This window comes from Hymenobacter sp. BT559, from assembly GCF_017571525.1.
In the GTDB taxonomy this organism is placed as follows: domain Bacteria; phylum Bacteroidota; class Bacteroidia; order Cytophagales; family Hymenobacteraceae; genus Hymenobacter; species Hymenobacter ginsengisoli.
The window spans coordinates 166,456-183,693 of record NZ_JAGETY010000004.1 but is presented as its reverse complement, the minus strand read 5'-3'; the positions used below and the strand labels follow the sequence as shown (position 1 = coordinate 183,693).

Genomic DNA, 17,238 nt, shown 5'->3' with positions numbered 1-17,238 from the left:
ACAGGCTGGTTGTTTTTACGCCTGCCGGTCGCCCTTGGTGAAGTCCAGCATCCAGCCGGGATACTCGGGCGCGAGCTTGCTCACTTCGTCCAGCTCCTTCAGTTCCTCCGGGGTAAACTGCACATCCACCGCCGTGAGGTTATCGTCGAGCTGGTCCATTTTCTTGGCCCCGATGATGGCGGTGCTCACCACCGGCTGATGCAGCAGCCAGGCTAGGGCCAGCGCCGCCACGGTGTGGCCCTTGGCCTCGGCCATCGGCTTCAGTTTATCGAGGATGTCGAAGGCGCGGTCCTTGTTCACGGGAGGGAAGTCGAAGTTGCTGCGGCGGCCTTCGCCCTTCTCATTCTCGCGGGTGTACTTGCCCGAGAGGAAGCCGCCGGCCAGCGGGCTCCACACCATGAGGCCCACTTTTTCGGCCAGCAGCAGCGGCACCAGCTCGCGCTCCAGGTCGCGGCCGGCCAGGGTGTAGTAGGCTTGCAGCGACACGTATTTTTCGAGGTGCTGGTAGTGCGACACATCCAGCGCCTTCTGCAACTGCCAGGCGGCCACGTTGCTAGCCCCGATGTAGCGCACCTTGCCCTGGCGCACCAGGTCGTCGAGGGCGCGCAGGGTCTCCTCCCAGGGTGTGAGCGGGTCGAAGCTGTGGGTTTGGTAGAGGTCGATGTAGTCGGTGCCGAGGCGCTTGAGGCTGGCCTCGGCCTGAGCCATAATGTGCTTGCGCGTGAGGCCGGCGTCGTTGGGGCCCTCGCCCATTTTGCCGCGCACCTTGGTGGCCAGCACCAGGTCGTCGCGCTTCAAGCCCAGGTTGCGGATGGCCTGGCCGGTTATCTCCTCCGACTGGCCCTCGCTGTACACGTTGGCCGTGTCGATGAAGTTGATGCCCGCCTCCACGGCGCGCTTGGTGAGGGCATCGGCCCCGGCCTGGTCGACGCCGCTGATGGCGCCGAAGCGCCCGCCGTTGGTGCCAAAGGTCATGGTGCCCAGGCACAGCTCCGATACTTTAAGGCCGGTATTGCCCAGCAGATTGTATTTCATGGAAAAGGAAAATAGTGCGGGGTGATAAGCGGGGCTAGGGGCAGAATGTTTGGGATTTACGCATCACATAAAGAACGTCATGCTGACGAAGGATGCCTCTCGCTTGCGGCTAATGAGGAAGAGTACCCCTAGCGGCATGAGCAAGATGCTTCCTTCGTCAGCATGACGTTCCAGGTAGTACATACTACCCACTTGCAAGCTGCTTTTTAATACAGCTTGAACAGCGGCTTCACATTACTCAGCACCTCCCCGAAGCGCTCCGACGCCCTAGCCTGCTGGTAGGTTTCGGCGGCGGCTTTGGCGCGGGTAGTTTCGTCGGCGATGACTTTGGTAGCGCGGTCGGCCTTGATAAGGCCGTCTTGCTGGCCCTGCGCAATAGCCGCCCGGATAGCCGCGCTGTATTGACCCGTGATGACGGGCAGGCGGTCGGTGAGACTCTGGAGCTGGGCGGCGAGCTGCACGGCGGCCTCGGCCGAGTTGTTGGCGGGCGTGAGGAAGCTGTCGGGGTCGAGGATGTCGCCCTGGTTCTGGGCGCGGGCAAACGACTGGTCGAGCGAGGCAAAGCGCGGGTTGAGGCTAGCGGCCACGTAGTTGCTCATGCGGCTGATGTTGCTCACGTCGAGCGTATTGGTAGCCGGCTGGCCAGGCGGCGGGGCCGTGTAGTAGGCCGAAATATCTTCCTGATACGCCACGAGCTGGGCGTAAGGCCGGTAGAGCTGGCTGAGCTGGTGCTGCAGCACCATGAGCTCGTTATCCAGGGTGAGCAGCGACGCCTGGTTGTCGGCCCGGGCGGCATCGAGCGCCGAGAAGAAGTTGAGCGTGGGGCGCAGGCCGTTTTCAATCAGCTTCACCTGCTCGGCCGTGAAACCATCGCTGCTGAGGCTGTTGGCGCGCACGCTGGTGAGCAGCTGGCCCACGGCGTTGAGCATGGGCCCCACGGTGGGCATGGCCGACACAAACGAGGTTTGGGTGAGGTGGGCGGCCAGGTCCACGAGGCGGCGGCCCCGGTTCTTATCCACCACCTTGTTCGTCACCAGCGTCTTGGTGTAGTCGACCAGCGAGATGCCCAGCGGGTTGCTTTCGGTGGGCGAGCTGAGGGCGGCTTGCTCGTTGGCATTGCGCAGGGCCTGGGTGAGGGCGCGCAGCTGCGTAAGGCGGCTGTGGCACACCAGCAGCAGGTCGGCGGTGGCGCGCACGTTGTTTTTGGCCAGGGCAAAGCGCGTGCTGCGGCTCAGCTGCTGCCCGGCCAGAAAGCTCGTGAACTTGCCCCCCAGGTCCGAATACAGGCGCTGCTGCTGGCGGTAGGCCACGCGCAGGCTATCGACGCGCCGCGTGAGTAGCGCCACGGTGGCCTGCGCCTGGGCCGTTACTTCTTCGGGGCTGGGGTGGGGGGCAGCCACTGCGGCCGGCGCCGGGGTGGCCGGGGCGGCGGTTTGGGCACGCAGGTGGGCGGGCAGCAGCGCCAGGGCTAGGCCCAAGCTCGCTAGTAAAGGCCGGCACGCGGCAGAAATAGCCATTCTAAAAGACGTTTTGCAGGTTGGCGAAAGTAATACAGCCGCGTGGGGGGCTAGTGAAGCGCCCCGGCTGGCGGCCCTGCTTACAAAAAGAGCGCCACGGCTGGCGAACACCTAAAAGCGAGGTTGCCGCAACTTCTCACGGCTTACCGTTCCTTTGGGTCAACTTCGTCGCCCACAGCGTTCTTTTCATGAAACTCCGCTACCTGCCTTTGCTGGCGCTGGCCCTGCCGGCCTGCACCAGCAACTCCACCAAAACTACTGCCGACAAAACGGCCGCCACGCCCGCCGATGCGCGCTTCGACCGCTTCAAAAACCGGTTTATTCTGGAATTTTGGAAGCAGAACCCCGACTATGCGTCCTCGCAGGGCTTTCATAAGTACGACTCGCTGCTGGTGATACCCAGCGATGCCCAGCGCCGCAGCGATGCCGCGTTCATCGCCCAAAACCTGGGCGCGCTAGGGGGCTTTGCGCTCGACAGCCTTTCGCCCAGCAACCAGATTGACCTGCACCTGCTCACCAACGAGCTGCGCTCGGAGCGCTGGTACGCCGACACGCTCAAAAACTGGCAGTGGAACCCCGCCAGCTACAACCTGGGGGCTAGCGTGGGCGACCTGCTCAACGGCCGGCACTACCGGCTCGACCGCCGCCTGCGCAATATTTCCGACAAAATAGCCCAAGCCAGCGCCTACTACGCCGCCGCCAAGGCCAACGTGCACAACCCCACCCGCGAGCACGCCGAGCTGGCCGTGCAGCAAAACGAAGGGGGCCTGGCCGTATTCGGCGCGGCCCTGGCCGACTCGGTGCGCCGCTCTGGCCTGAGCGCGGCCGAAAAGCAGCAGCTGAGCCAGCGCATTGCCGGGGCGCAGGCGGCCGTGCGCGGCTACCTCGATTTTCTGAAAAAGGACGTGCTCACGGGGAAGGAGTTTCGCTCGTTCCGCATTGGCAAGGCGCTGTTTGACCGCAAGTTTGCGCTCGATATCCAGTCGCGCTACTCGGCCGATGAAGTGTTTAAGCTAGCCCAGCAGCACAAGGCCGACCTGCTGCACGACATGGGCCGGCGGGCGGCGCGGCTCTTTCCCAAATACTGCGCCGGGCAAACGATGCCCAAGGATACGCTGGTGCTCATTCGCAAAGTCATCGACCAGCTTACGCTCAAGCACGCCCCGCGCGAGGGCTTCGTGGAGGCCGTGAAGCGCCAGATTCCGACGCTCATCAAATTTGTCAACGACCACGACCTGCTGACCCAGGACCCCAGCAAGCCGCTGGTGGTGCGCGAAACCCCGCTCTACATGCGTGGCAGCGGGGCGGGGGCTAGCGTGAGCGCGCCCGGCCCGTACGATAAAAAAGCCAACACCTACTACAACGTGGAGCCCCTGCCGCCCACCTGGACGGCCCAGCAGGCCGAGAGCTACCTGCGCGAGTACAACGACTATACCTTGCAGATTCTCAACATCCACGAGGCCATTCCGGGGCACTACACGCAGCTCGTGTACGCCAACCGCTCGCCCTCGCTGGTGAAGAGCATCTTCGGCAACGGGGCCATGATTGAGGGCTGGGCCGTGTACTCGGAACGCATGATGCTGGAAAGCGGCTACGGCAACAACTCAGACGAAATCTGGCTGCTCTGGGACAAATGGAATATGCGCTCGACCCTCAACGCGGTGGTCGATAACCTCATTCAGACCCAGAACGCCAGCGAGGCCGACGTGGTGAAGCTGCTCACCGGCGCCGGCTTTCAGGAAGAAGCCGAGGCCCGCAACAAGTGGCACCGCGCCACGCTCAGCCAGGTGCAGCTCAGCTCGTATTTCACCGGCTATACTGAGATAGTGGCCCTGCGCGAGGAGGTGAAGCAGCGTGAGGGCAGCAGCTTCAACCTCAAGAATTTCAACGAGCAATTCCTGAGCTTCGGCTCGGCCCCGGTCAAGTACATTCGGGAGCTCATGCTGCGCCGTTAGGCTCTAGCTTTGCGGCCCGAACCTTTGCCCGGCAGCCCGGGTTTAGCCGCCACGCCCTTTTTGCTTCCTTATTACCCATGACTGAAGAAGCCCGCCAGCACGTCGTAGATACCGACGACGAGCACCTGCGCCGCCTCACCCATGAGCACCTCAAGGTGTTTGCCAAATTCACCTCCGAAAACTGCGGCGTGTGCCAGACGCTGGCTCCGCCTTTCGCCAAGTTTGTGGACGACCCCGAAAACGTGGGCATCCTCTTCGTACGCCTCAACTCGGACGAAAACCCGGTGGCTAAGAAGATGATGCAGGAAAAGGTGGCGCCCTTCTTCGTGAGCTACTGCCAGGGCCGCCTGCTCGAGTGCGATGCCCTCACCGAAGAAGCCCAGGTGGTAGCCCAGCTCAAGCGCCTGCGCGAGTTTGTGCCGGCCGTGGGCTAGCCCCTACAATTATTTCGTTACGATTAAGCACGTCATGCTGAGCTTGTCGAAGCCTCTCTACCGCGTCCGTTAGGTGAGTGACCCTAGCGGCGCAATAGAGAGGCTTCGACAAGCTCAGCATGACGTGCTTTTAGCTACACGTACTCAAGCATAAAACAGCTTTCGGCTCTTGTTCTTTCTGCTCTCTAAACTTCTCGATTTCATTCTGTTGCCGGCCGTGTGGCTGGTGGCGCTGCTGCTGGGCGCGTGGCTGGCCCGGCCCGACGGCCGGGCGCGGCGGCGCTGGCTAGGGGCGGCGCTGCTCGTGGCCCTCATTGGCACCAATAACGCCCTCGTGAACGAGGCGCTGCTGGCCTGGGAAGTGCCCGCCGTGCCGCTGGCCGCCGTGGCCCCGGCCGATGCCGCCGTGCTCCTCACCGGCATTGGCATCGGCAATAAGTCGCCCCACGACCGCGTGTACCTGAGCCAGGGCGCCGACCGCCTCACCAATGCCCTGTGGCTGTACCGCGCCGGGCGGGTGCGGCGCCTCATCATCTCGGGCGGGTCGGGGGCGGTGCTGCGCACGCAGGGCACCGAGGCCGGCAACCTGCGCACGCTGTTTTTGCTGGCTGGCGTGCCCGATTCGGCCATTTTGCTGGAACAGCGCAGCCGCAACACCCGCGAAAACGCGCAGTTTACCAAGGAGTTGCTAGCTCAGCATCCCGATATAAAGTCGCTGGTGCTGGTTACGTCGGCCTTTCACGAGCGCCGGGCGGTAGGGTGCTTTGCCCGCGTAGGGCTAGCGGCGCAACCCTTCCCGGCCGATTTTCGCACCACCGACCGCAGCTGGACGCCCGACTACTGGCTCGTGCCCGACGCCGAGGCCCTGGTACGCTGGAGCCTGCTGCTGCACGAGCTCGCGGGCTGGCTCGTGTATAAGGTGGCCGGTTACTGCTAGGGGTGGGGCTATTCTGTCTTGGCCGCGTCGGGCTGCGCTGGCTTGGCAATCCAGACCGACTTCTGGTTCACAAACTCCCGGATGCCGACGTACGACAACTCGCGCCCGTGTCCCGATTTCTTGACGCCGCCAAACGGCAGTTCGGGCATCGATTTCACCATGCCGTTGATGAAGACCGCGCCGCTTTCGAGCTGGCGGGCCATCTTCTCGGCCCTAGCCACATCGCGGGTCCACACGGCCGCGCCCAGGCCATAGGGCGAATCATTGGCCAGCGCCAGAGCGTGGTCGGCATCGCGGGCAGTGAGCACCAGCGCCACCGGGCCGAATAATTCTTCGGTATAGGCCCGCTGGCCTTTCTTTATATTAGTCAGAATAATGGGGCCGAACTGCGTGGCGCCGGGCCGGGGCTGGCCGCCCATGAGGGCTACTTTGGCACCCTGGGCCACTGAGTCGGCTACCTGGCGGCTCAGCTCGTCGGCCAGGTCGGGGCGGGCCAGCGGGCCGTAGTCAGTAGTCTCGTCGAGCGGGTCGCCGTAGCGCAGGGCTTGCAGATGGCCTTTCAGGAGGCGCACAAACTCGGCCTGCACCAGCTTCTCCACGATAAAGCGCTTGGCCGCGATGCAGCTCTGGCCGGCGTTAATCATGCGGGCCTGGGCGGCGGTTTTAGCGGCTAGGGGCAGGTCGGCATCGGCCAGCACGATAAAGGGGTCGGAGCCGCCGAGCTCCAGCACCGCTTTCTTGAGGTGCTGGCCAGCCTCGGCGCCCACCGCCACGCCCGCCCGCTCCGAGCCGGTGAGCGTGACGGCCGCCACGCGCGGGTCGGCCAGCAGCTGGGCCACCGGCTCATTGCCGATGAGCAGCGTGCGAAACGCGGCCGGCGGCAGGCCCGCGTCGTGAAAAATTTGCTCTAGAGCCAGGGCGCACTGCGGCACGTTGGGCGCGTGCTTGAGCAGGCCCACGTTGCCAGCCATGAGGGCCGGCGCCGCGAAGCGCACCACCTGCCAGAGCGGAAAATTCCAGGGCATGATGGCCAGCACCACCCCGAGCGGCGCGTAGCTGATAAAGCTGCGCCCGGCGTCGGTTTTTACTTCCTCATCGGCCAGAAACGCTGCGGCGTGCTCGGCGTAATACTCGCAGCAGGTGGCGCACTTCAGGGCCTCGGCGCGGCCGTCGCGCAGGGGCTTGCCCATTTCGATAGCCATCAGGTGGGCTAGCGGCTCCTCGCGCTCGCGCAGCAGCGCGGCGGCCCGGCGCAGTACCTGGGCGCGCTCGCCAAAGGAGGTAGCGCGCCAGGCGCCGGCCGCGCGGTGCGCCTGGGCTAGCAGGCGCTCGGTTTTGGGCCACGAAAACTCGGCAAAGCGCCGCAGCGTGCGGCCAGTGTAGGGGTTGATGGAAGCAAAAGCCATAGCGTGGAAACGAAAGGGGGTAAGTGCGGTGCTTGGGTTGGGCCAGCAGTGGGCCGGGTCTGGGTACAAACCATCGGGCCGGTCGCCGGGTTGTGTCGGCGCAGCTGCGGTGGCCAGCGGCACACTGCTTAAAAATCTGAAACACCCCTACATTCGTCCTGAGTTACCGAACGTTTCGGCTGGCTCTGTCGGTTTTGCTTTTCGTTACTACTGTGTCCGACTCTCCCCTTATATCCACCCCACCCGCCGCCGAAGCGGCGCTGGTCGAACGCCTGCGAACGCGCGACCAGTCGGCCATGACCGAGTTTTACGACCGCTACTCGGCGGCGCTCTACGGCGTTATCAACCGCATCGTCAAGGATGAGGAAGAAGCCGAAGATGTGCTGCAGGAAGCGTTGGTCAAAATCTGGCACTCCATGGCTAGCTACGACAACTCCAAAGGGCGCTTATTTACCTGGGTAGTAAATATTAGCCGAAATTTAGCCATCGATAAAATCCGCTCGCGTCAGCACCGCGTAGGTTCTCGTACCCAAGGCCTCGACGATAGCCTGGCCGCGCAGCGCCAGGCCGCCCCGGATACTTTTCGCCCCGAGCACGTGGGCTTGCAGGAAATCACCAGCAAGCTTGTGCCCGAGCAGCGGCAAGTTATCGACCTGCTCTATTTCGGCGGCTTTACCCAGAGTGAGGCGGCCGAAGAACTCAACCTGCCGCTGGGCACGGTGAAAACCCGCGCCCGCACTGCTCTGAAAATACTGGCCAAACTTATTCGCTAACAGCAGTTACGTCCGTGGAAGATTACCAAGAATATATCGAATCGGGCCGCCTTGAGCAATACGTGCTCGGCGACCTTGACCCCGCCGGCCAGGCCGAAGTAGAAAGCTGGGCCGCCCGCTTTCCGCAGGTGCGCCAAGAGCTCGACGAGCTGCAAGCCGGCCTCGGCGTGTATGCCGAAGCGCACGCCGTAGCGCCCCCCGCCGGCATGCGCGACCGCGTGCTGAGCCGCGTGCTGGCCGAAATCGGCAGCGCTGAAAATGCCACGCCCGCCGCTACGATCTCAAATGCACCCCTAGCCGCGCCCGCGCCCACCATGCGCGTATCGGCTTCCAACCCGCGCCCCGCTGAGACGTACGCTGCCGCCCCGGCGGCCAGCTCGCGCAGCGGCTGGGCCATTGCCGCCTCAGTAGCCTTGCTGCTGAGCCTGGCAGTGAATGCCTTGCTCTACAGCCGCTGGCAGCAGGCCAGCTCCGACCTCGTGGCGGCCCAAAACAGCCAGGCCCGCTTTGCCCAAACCACCCAGGTGATGGAGCGCCGCCTCAACTCAACCCAGGAGCAGCTGCACGTGCTGCGCTCGCCCCAGGAGTACAAAATGGTGGCCCTGGCCGGCACGCCTGCCCACCCCACGGCCCGCGCCCGGGTCATGTACAGCACCAAAGAGCACCGGGTGTACCTCGATGTGCAGCAGCTGCCTGCCCTGCCTGCCGGCAAGCAATACCAGCTCTGGGCCCTCGACAAAGGCAAGCCGGTAGATGCCGGAGTACTGGCCGCTAACACGGCCGCCGGCGACAGCATCCAGCAGATGAAGGATATTGCCAGCGCCCAGGCCTTTGCCATGACCGTGGAGCCCACTGGCGGCAGCGCCGGCCCTACCCTCGATACCATGACGGTAATCGGTAATATGTAAGTAGTTGACAAGGTGTTTAAGCCAAAGCGCCCGCCGTGCCCTAGTGGCCGGTGGGCGCTTTTTTATTTGCCCCTGCAACTTAACTTTTGGCTAGCCCAGGCGTTTTACTCGCCATACACGTTAGCTTACTCTATGCACGGCACCATCTTTACGCTCCTCAAGCGCTACGTTCAAACGCAATATGACCACAGCACGTGGGTGAAGTTGGTGCAGCTGTCGGGTCTCGAATCGGGCGATTTTAGCCACAAGGAAGTGTATCCTGATGAGCACATTTATGCCCTCGTCGGCCATGCTGCGGAGATGACGGGCATTCCGGCCGGCGAATTGCACGAGAAATTTGGCGAATACCTCGTGCCCGACCTGATGTATATGTACCAGAAATACATTAACCCCGATTGGCGCACTCTCGAAATGCTCGAAAACACCGAACATAGCATGCACGGGCAGGTGCGCCGCGAGCACCCCGAGAATTCGCCGCCCGTGTTGGACGTGAAGCGGTTGAATGAAAATGAGGTGGTAATTAATTACGTGTCGCCGCGCCGCATGGGTGGGCTGGCCGTAGGCATCGTGCGAGGGCTAGCGGTTTACTATGACGAAGCCGACCTCATTGACGTGCTGCCCACAACCAGTGAGGATGGTGAGCGCGTGCAAATTCATGTGCGGCGCAATTAAAAATAATTAATGGAGCTTTTTAGAAAGTCGGATGAATACATTAAACAGGCTTTTCTGGCGTATTCACCGACAACCAGCCAATTTTCTTAATAGCATTAATAAAAAGGGTCCGCTGCATTATTGCAGCGGACCCTTTTTATTAAAATAAGCGTGGTTGAATCGGTCGGCCCGGCCCACCTGATTGATACTCGTCAGGCTCTTCTTCGTCCGTGTCTTCTTCCCCATTTACTTCCTCATCCTCTTCTGCGTCAAATTCTTCCTCTTCCTCATCAAGCGAGTCAAATACACGGTCGAGCGAGGCCTCGGCGTGGCGCAATTTGTGGCGGCACAGCCGAATTAATTCGGCGGAGCGCTCGGCGCGGGCCGTGAGGTCATCCACATCCACTTGGTCAGTTTCGAGACTTCGGAGAATAGTTTCTAATTCCTGAATGGCTTCGTTGTAAGTCACGTTTTTTAAATTAAAGATTGCGAGTAAATTCTCTGTTAGTGGTACTACTAAATTAAGTATAACAGCTGGCGTAGTTGTTGATTTTCGCGGCGTAGTAGCGCAGTTTCTGTTGCAGCAATTCTCAATGCTGCATGTTGAATTTTAACGTCAAAACCTCGCTGCACCACAAATTGATATTTTAGTAATTGCTCGCGCTTGTGCTGGTGGTGGCGCACGAAGCGGCGCAGCACCGTGCGCGAGCGGTGGCGCAGGCCTTGCGCCTCGTGGCCGAGGGCGCGCCGCGCCGCCTGCGGCAGCGTGTAGCGGTAGCTTTCGAGGTGCTGGCCTAGCTGGCGCAGGTGCTGGCGCGGCGCCTGAACGGCCTGGCGGCCGCGCTGAGCGAGGGTCGCCTGGGCTAGCTGTAGCTGCTGGCGGGCCGCCTCGCGCGAGTGGTCGGCCAGGCGCTGTAGGTGCTGGTGGTGGCTGGCCAGGTGCTGGCGGCTGCGGTCGGCCACGCGCTCGGCCAAGTCGAGCAGCAGGCTTTCGAGGCGGGCTAGCCGGTCTACCAGAAAAGCCGCCACGGCGGTGGGCGTTTTGAGGGCGCGGTACGCTACAAGGTCTACCACCGCCTCGTCGCGCTCGTGGCCGATGCCGGTGAGCACGGGCAGCGGAAACGAGGCCACGGCCGCCGCCAGCCCATATTCATCAAAGGCAAGCAAGTCGGTTTTCGAGCCACCACCTCTGATAAGGATGACAACTTCAAACTGGCCCCGGCGCGCCCGCACCTGGTCGAGCGCCTCCCGGATGCTGGCCGGTGCGTCTTCGCCCTGCATAAGGGCCGGAAAGAGCGTAAGCGCAAAATCATACGGCGCCTCTTCGAGCTGACGCACAAAGTCTTGGAAGCCCGCGGCGGTGGGGGAGGAGATAACTGCCAGTCGCTGGGGGCCTAGTGGCAGCGCAAGCGCCTGCTGGCGCTCAAGCAGGTCTTTTTCCTGCAAGCGCCGGAGGGTGGCCAGCCGCTGGCGGGCCAGCTCGCCCACGGTATAGCTGGGGTCGAGGGCCAGTACATCGAGCGAAAAGCCATACTGCTCGTGAAACGTTACTTTCACGCGCAGCAGCAGGCGCAGGCCGGGGCGCAGCTCCTGGCCGGTGGCCTCGGCAAAAGCGGGGGCTAGCTGGGCGTAGCGGCTGCCCCAGAGCGTGGCCCGCGCCTGCGCCGTGAAACCCAACGCCTCGGCGCCGGTGGCGGGCTCGGTGAGGGTGAGGTAGCAATGGCCGCCCACGTGGCGCGGGCGGGTCATTTCGGCCACCTCGGCTACCACCCAGTAGCTGTCTGGGAAGCGGTGGTGCAGCGCGGCGCGCACCTGCGCCAGCAGCGCGCCCAGGCTAAGCGGGGCGGCGGGCTCGGCCGGGGGGCTAGCGGCACGGCGGTTGTAAAGGGGCATAGGGTCGAAAACAGCCAGGATAAGCCGGCTGACTAGTAAGCGAACTGTAAAAGTACTTTCCTGGCCCGCGATAGTGCTACTAGTGGTGCCACGTTGGGAACCGGCGCTTAACTTGCGCACCTTAACCCTGAACTGCCAACCCCATCCACTTTTCATTTTTCATGTCTAAAACTTCCCGTTACCAGCGGGGCGCGGCCTTGGCCGTGGCCGCGTTGGGCCTGGCCACCGCTAGCCCGGCATTGGCACAAACCACCCAGCAGGGCGTGGGCATCAACCCCGCCAACATCGACAAGACGGTGAGCCCCTGTGACGACTTCTACCGCTACGCCTCGGGCAACTGGTTGAAGAACAACCCCGTGCCGGCTGCCGAAAGCCGTTGGGGTAGCTTTAACGAGCTGGCCGACCACAACAACGCCACCCAAAAGGCTATTCTGGAAGACCTGGCCCGCAAGTCGGCCACCGCGCCCAAGGGCTCGAATGCGCAGAAAGTAGGTGATTTCTACGCCGCCGCCATGGACACCGTGGCCATCGAAAAGGCGGGTCTGACTTACCTCAAGCCCTACCTCGACCGCATCTCGGCCATCAAGACGCTGCCCGAGATGCAGAAATTTCTGGCCGACCCCAAGGCGCAGGCCGGCAACGTGTGGTTTGGCTCGTACGTGGGCCAGGACGAGAAAATCAGCACCCAGTACGCGGTGCAGTTCGGCCAGGGGGGCCTTACGCTGCCCAACCGCGACTATTACCTGAAGGACGACGCGCGCTCGAAAAGCATCCGCGCTGCCTACAATACCTACCTGGTCAGCACCTTCAAGCGCCTCGGCGACACGGAGGCGCAGGCCACTGCCCACGCCGCCACGGTGATGCGCATCGAAACGCGCTTGGCCAAGGCTAGCAAGAGCCCCGTAGACCTGCGCGACCCGCAGGCCAACTACAACAAGATGACCGTGGCCCAGGCCAGCAAGGAGTTTCCGAACCTGAACCTGCCGCTGATGCTGAAGGAAATCGGCCTCGGCGCGGCGAAGGAAGTGATTGTGGGCCAGCCCGCTTTCCTGAAGGAAGTGAGCACGATGCTGGCCGCCGAGCCCATTGCCGACCAGCAGCAGTACCTGCGCTTTCACCTGGTAAACAGCGTGACGAGCGCCCTGCCCAAGGCGTTTGGCGATGATGCCTTCCGTTTCTCGCAGGTGTTGAGCGGCGCCAAGCAGCAGCAGCCCCGCTGGAAGCGCATGCTGCGCGCCACCGACGGCGCGCTAGGGGAGGCTTTCGGCCAATTGTACGTAGATAAGGCCTTCTCGCCCGCTGCCAAGGCCCGCGCCAAGGAAATGATTGAGAACCTGCGCAAAGCCTACGCCGAGCGCATCATGGCCACCGACTGGATGAGCGCGGCCACCAAGAAGCAGGCCATTGAGAAGCTGAATGCTTTCGCGGTGAAAATCGGCTACCCCGACAAGTGGAAAGACTATTCCAAGCTGAGCATTAACCGCCAGAGCTACTTGCAGGATGTGCTGGCCGCCCGCACCTGGGCCAACCAAGACAACCTGAGCAAGTTTGGCAAGCCGATTGACCGCACCGAGTGGGGCATGACGCCGCCCACGGTGAACGCCTACTACAACCCGCCGATGAACGAGATTGTGTTCCCGGCTGGTATCCTGCAGCCGCCCTTCTATGACCCCAAAGCCGATGACGCGGTGAACTACGGCGGCATCGGGGCCGTAATCGGCCACGAAATGACCCACGGCTTCGACGACCAGGGCCGGCAGTACGACGCCAAGGGCAACCTGCGCGACTGGTGGACCAAAGAGGACGGTGACAAATTCAACGCCAAAGCCGCGATGGTAGGCAAGCAGTACGATAAGTTCTCGCCCCTCGACTCGGTGTATGTGAACGGCAAGCTGACGATGGGCGAAAACCTGGCCGACCTCGGCGGCCTCACCATCGCTTACCAGGCCTTCCAGAAGACGCAGGAGGCCAAAGAAGGCAAGCAGATTGACGGCTTCACGCCCAACCAGCGCTTCTTCCTGGCCTGGGGTCAAATCTGGCGCACCAACATCCGCCCCGAGGCGGCCCGCCAGCAAGTGCTCACCGACCCGCACTCGCCCGGCCAGTTCCGCACCAACGGCCCGCTCATGAACATGCCCGAGTTCTACCAGGCCTTCGGCTGCAAGCCCACCGACAAGATGGAGCGGCCCACCGCCGAGCAGGCCCGCATCTGGTAGGCTAGCCCACGCAAATAGTCCTGGCACCCGCAAGGACAAGTGATAAACTGCCAAAAACCCCGCTTCAGGCTGAAGCGGGGTTTTTTGTGCAAAAATTTTCTTGCTACGCTAGCCATTAGCGCAGCGTGATGCAACTGTGAAGCGGCAGTTACATCTATTATGGCTAAGTTCGTCTTTCCCTTTTTTCTCCTACCCAATCCTCTCTATGTCCTCAACTATTTTTTCGCGGCTGGCGCTGGCTACCCTGGGCCTCGGCACCTTGGCCGCCGCTACCGCATTTGGCCCCCCTGGCCAGAAAGGCGTTGGCATCAACCTCGCCAACATCGACCATTCGGTAAATCCCTGCGACGATTTCTACCACTACGCCAACGGCAACTGGCTTAAAAGCAACCCAGTGCCGGCCTCCGAAACCCGCTGGGGCGCCTTTAATGAGCTGGCCGACCGCAACATCGCAGTAGAAAAAAATATCTTGGTGAAGGCGGCTGCCAACGCGCGCACCACCAAGCCCGGCTCGAACGAGCAAAAGGTGGGCGACTTCTACGCTGCGGCCATGGATTCGGCCGCCATCGAAGCTGCGGGCCTGAAGTATCTGCAGCCGCGCCTGAACCAGATTGCCGGCCTCAAAAACCTGGGCGACATTCAGAAGTACATGGCCGACCCCAAGTCGTACGGCACCGGCTGGTACAGCTTCGGCGTGAGCCAGGATAGCAAGAACAGCACCCAGTATGCCGTGCGCATGGGGCAGGGCGGGCTAGGCCTCGGCGACCGCGACTACTACCTGAAGGACGATGGCCGCTCGAAAGCCATCCGGGCTGCCTACAAGGCCTACATGACGAGCGTGTTTCAACTGCTGGGTGATGCGCCCAGCTTGGCCGCTACCAACGCCGACGCCGTGCTGGCCCTCGAAACCAAGATGGCCCAGGCTAGCCGCGGCCGCGTGGACCTGCGCGACCGAATTAAGAACTACAACAAGGTGTCGGTGGCGCAGGCAGTTAAGGACTACCCCAACCTGGACTTGCCGCTGGTGCTGAAGGAAAGCGGCCTGGGCAGCGCCCAGGACCTTATCATTGGCCAGCCCGAATACTTGGCGGCGGCTAACACGCTGATGGCCAATACTCCTATTGCCGACCAGCAGCAGTACTTCCGCTGGCACCTGGTGGAGGGCGTGACCTCGGCCCTGCCCAAAGCTTACGGCGACGCCAGCTTCCGCTTTCAGCAGGTGCTGACCGGTGCCAAGCAGCAGCAGCCGCGCTGGAAGCGCGCCCTGCGTGCCACCGACGGCGCGCTAGGGGAGGCTTTCGGCCAGCTCTATGTGGACCAGGCTTTCTCGCCCGCTGCTAAGGCTAAGGCTAAGGAAATGGTCGAAAACCTGCGCCGCGCCTACGCCGAGCGCATTATGGCCACCGACTGGATGAGCCCGGCCACCAAGAAGGAAGCCATTGAGAAGCTGAATGCCTTTGCGGTGAAAATCGGTTACCCCGACAAGTGGAAAGACTATTCGAAGCTGAAAATCACCCGCGAGAGCGCGCTGCAAAACCTGTTTGCTACCGCCGAGTGGCGCACCGAGGACAACCTCAAGAAATTCGGCAAGCCGATAGACCGGGGCGAGTGGGGCATGACGCCGCCCACGGTGAACGCCTACTACAACTCGAGCATGAACGAGATTGTGTTCCCGGCTGGTATCTTGCAGCCGCCGTTCTATGACCCCAAAGCCGATGACGCGGTGAACTACGGTGGTATTGGCGCGGTAATCGGCCACGAGATGACCCACGGCTTCGACGACCAGGGCCGCCGCTCGGATGCCAAGGGCAACCTGCGAGACTGGTGGACCAAGGAGGACAACGAGAAGTTTACGGCCAAGGCCGACATGGTGGGCAAGCAGTACGACGCCTTCTCGCCCCTCGACTCGGTGCACGTAAACGGCAAGCTGACGATGGGCGAAAACCTGGCCGATATCGGTGGCCTCACCATCGCCTACCAGGCGTTCCAGAAAACGGCCGAGGCCAAGGGCGGCCAGAAAATCGACGGCTTCACGCCCAACCAGCGCTTCTTCCTGGGCTTTGCCCAAATCTGGCGCGGCAACCAGCGTCCCGAGGCTCTGCGCCAGCAAATCCAGACCGACCCGCACTCGCCCGGCCAGTATCGCACCAACGGCCCCTTGATGAACATGCCCGAGTTCTACGAGGCCTTCGGCTGCAAAGACGGCAACAAGATGGTGCGCGCTACCCAAGACCGCTCGCGCATTTGGTAAGCCTTTTGCAACAGTACTAAACGACGAAAAGCCTGGCCGTATTGGTCAGGCTTTTTTTGTGCTAGCCTTCCAGATTGTGCGCCGGTGGTTGGTAGCGGGTAGCTATGGTGTCTTTAACGCTTGGCGGCACTTGTGCCATAGGCGTTTGGCTGGTAAGGCAGCAAGGCAGCAGCTCACAAAACAGCGTGGGCATAAAAAGCAGCAATTAAGCTATTTGTAAGACAGATAGCTAGCCCCCGCAATGCGGCCGAAAATACTTGGGGCCGGTTGGTGATAAGCGGCCGGACCATAATTGTTTTTGCCTCTATGGCTGGTGCCACCGCCTCGCAGGTTTCTGCCGCCCCGACCTTGATATGCTCATTATGCGCTGGCTCACCGATGAGGAACTGCCAAACTTTTAGGAAGAATACAGCGACCTGCTCGCTACTGGCCAAGCCCACCATACCTGGCGCTGGCTGCTCGATATTCAGCGTCGGCCTGCTCCGCCGGTCAAGGCAGCGCAGTGGGTAGTATCCGAGTGGCCGCCCCGGGTAATGGCCGCACTGGCCGAGCGGCTGCGGCTGGCTTTTCTGGTATCGCCGACGCGGGCAACTACCCTGCGCACCGAAACGGTAAGTGCGCCGACGGTACGCTACTTCAGGGCCCCGACTGTGCTTATTACCTGCGCTTGTTTACGGAGGAAGGTGAGGCCACCTGCTGGCTTACGGCTTAGCAAAAGGAGCCGCTAGCCCCCGAAAAAGCCCGGCCTCCTTGCGGAAACCGGGCTTTTGCAGTCGCTACAGCCAGAAGCCTTGCGGCTTCGCATCTAAGATACGCAAAAACTATTTGTCGCTGTGGTCGGCAGCGTGATTTTTAGCCGCGCGGCGCGAGCTAGCGGTGGCGCTGGAGGCGTGGCCGCTGGCGGTGTGGGCGTGGTGGGCAGCTTTTTCGTGGTGGCCGCTATCAGCATGCTTGGCAGCTTCGGTGTGGTGCTTGGCGGCAGCGGTGTGGTGGGCGGCGGCAGTGCGGTGGTGGTCGCCGGTATTGCCTTTTTTGGTGGTAGTAGCCATGAGTGAAAATGGTAAGGTGGGAATGTGTCCCTTCTACGCAGGGATAAGCTGGACCGGTTGAAAAAAGCGTGTGTAAAATTCAGGCATTTTAGAAGATGAATTTTTGCTAAGTAGGCTAGGGGGCCATTTGCACCTTCCCCGTGCTGGAAATGTGCCGGCCCGGCCCGAACTTCGGGGCCGTTGGGTATCCGGCTTAGCAATGTGCTACTTCCC

At 62.1% G+C, this 17,238-nt stretch carries 14 protein-coding genes; 8 read left to right on the top strand and 6 right to left on the bottom strand.

Annotated features, from left to right (window positions below; genetic code table 11):
- Nucleotides 1-15 precede the first annotated feature (15 nt).
- Both J4D99_RS07210 and J4D99_RS07205 read right to left on the bottom strand, forming a co-directional pair.
- Nucleotides 16-1,035, bottom strand: a complete 1,020-nt coding sequence (locus J4D99_RS07210) for an aldo/keto reductase (RefSeq protein ID WP_208131036.1) — start codon at nt 1,033-1,035, stop codon at nt 16-18.
- 206 nt (nt 1,036-1,241) lie between these two features.
- A complete protein-coding gene (locus J4D99_RS07205; protein ID WP_208131035.1) occupies nt 1,242-2,552 on the bottom strand; it encodes a hypothetical protein in 1,311 nt (436 codons plus the stop codon).
- Between the two features lie 188 nt (nt 2,553-2,740).
- On the opposite strand from J4D99_RS07205, the gene J4D99_RS07200 reads away from it, so the two are divergent.
- The 3 genes from J4D99_RS07200 to J4D99_RS07190 all read left to right on the top strand — a co-directional run bounded on the left by J4D99_RS07200 (nt 2,741) and on the right by J4D99_RS07190 (nt 5,878).
- The gene (locus J4D99_RS07200; RefSeq protein WP_208131034.1) at nt 2,741-4,507 is read left to right on the top strand and encodes a DUF885 domain-containing protein; all 1,767 of its coding nucleotides are present in this window, start codon (nt 2,741-2,743) and stop codon (nt 4,505-4,507) included.
- Nucleotides 4,508-4,584: 77 nt separating this feature from the next.
- Entirely contained in the window at nt 4,585-4,941 is a 357-nt protein-coding gene (locus J4D99_RS07195) for a thioredoxin family protein (RefSeq protein WP_208131033.1), read from the top strand.
- 169 nt (nt 4,942-5,110) lie between these two features.
- Nucleotides 5,111-5,878 carry a YdcF family protein gene (locus J4D99_RS07190; RefSeq protein ID WP_208131032.1) on the top strand — a complete coding sequence of 256 codons (768 nt, stop codon included), beginning with the start codon at nt 5,111-5,113 and terminating at the stop codon, nt 5,876-5,878.
- An 8-nt stretch (nt 5,879-5,886) separates the two neighbouring features.
- Here the strand turns inward: J4D99_RS07190 and J4D99_RS07185 are convergent, their stop codons facing one another.
- Nucleotides 5,887-7,284, bottom strand: coding sequence for an NAD-dependent succinate-semialdehyde dehydrogenase (locus tag J4D99_RS07185; RefSeq protein WP_208131031.1), 1,398 nt, complete (start codon nt 7,282-7,284; stop codon nt 5,887-5,889).
- 212 nt (nt 7,285-7,496) lie between these two features.
- Here J4D99_RS07185 and J4D99_RS07180 point away from each other — a divergent pair, with 212 nt between their 5' ends.
- The 3 genes from J4D99_RS07180 to J4D99_RS07170 all read left to right on the top strand — a co-directional run bounded on the left by J4D99_RS07180 (nt 7,497) and on the right by J4D99_RS07170 (nt 9,637).
- The gene (locus J4D99_RS07180) at nt 7,497-8,057 is read left to right on the top strand and encodes an RNA polymerase sigma factor (protein ID WP_309509555.1); all 561 of its coding nucleotides are present in this window, start codon (nt 7,497-7,499) and stop codon (nt 8,055-8,057) included.
- A gap of 14 nt (nt 8,058-8,071) precedes the next feature.
- Nucleotides 8,072-8,965 carry an anti-sigma factor domain-containing protein gene (locus tag J4D99_RS07175; RefSeq protein WP_208131030.1) on the top strand — a complete coding sequence of 298 codons (894 nt, stop codon included), beginning with the start codon at nt 8,072-8,074 and terminating at the stop codon, nt 8,963-8,965.
- A 132-nt stretch (nt 8,966-9,097) separates the two neighbouring features.
- Complete coding sequence (locus J4D99_RS07170) at nt 9,098-9,637, top strand: heme NO-binding domain-containing protein (RefSeq protein WP_208131029.1); 540 nt, start codon at nt 9,098-9,100, stop codon at nt 9,635-9,637.
- 139 nt (nt 9,638-9,776) lie between these two features.
- Here J4D99_RS07170 and xseB read toward each other — a convergent pair whose 3' ends face one another.
- Together xseB and xseA are read right to left on the bottom strand one after the other, a co-directional pair.
- The gene (gene xseB / locus J4D99_RS07165; protein WP_309509556.1) at nt 9,777-10,085 is read right to left on the bottom strand and encodes an exodeoxyribonuclease VII small subunit; all 309 of its coding nucleotides are present in this window, start codon (nt 10,083-10,085) and stop codon (nt 9,777-9,779) included.
- 47 nt (nt 10,086-10,132) lie between these two features.
- On the bottom strand, nt 10,133-11,509 hold the full coding sequence (gene xseA / locus J4D99_RS07160; protein ID WP_208131028.1) for an exodeoxyribonuclease VII large subunit: 1,377 nt from the start codon (nt 11,507-11,509) through the stop codon (nt 10,133-10,135).
- Nucleotides 11,510-11,670: 161 nt separating this feature from the next.
- Between xseA and J4D99_RS07155 the strand changes: the two genes are divergently transcribed.
- Both J4D99_RS07155 and J4D99_RS07150 read left to right on the top strand, forming a co-directional pair.
- Entirely contained in the window at nt 11,671-13,725 is a 2,055-nt protein-coding gene (locus tag J4D99_RS07155; RefSeq protein ID WP_208131027.1) for a M13 family metallopeptidase, read from the top strand.
- A 205-nt stretch (nt 13,726-13,930) separates the two neighbouring features.
- Complete coding sequence (locus J4D99_RS07150; protein WP_208131026.1) at nt 13,931-15,976, top strand: M13 family metallopeptidase; 2,046 nt, start codon at nt 13,931-13,933, stop codon at nt 15,974-15,976.
- Nucleotides 15,977-16,797: 821 nt separating this feature from the next.
- Here the strand turns inward: J4D99_RS07150 and J4D99_RS07145 are convergent.
- A complete protein-coding gene (locus J4D99_RS07145) occupies nt 16,798-17,025 on the bottom strand; it encodes a hypothetical protein (protein WP_208131025.1) in 228 nt (75 codons plus the stop codon).
- Nucleotides 17,026-17,238 lie beyond the last annotated feature (213 nt).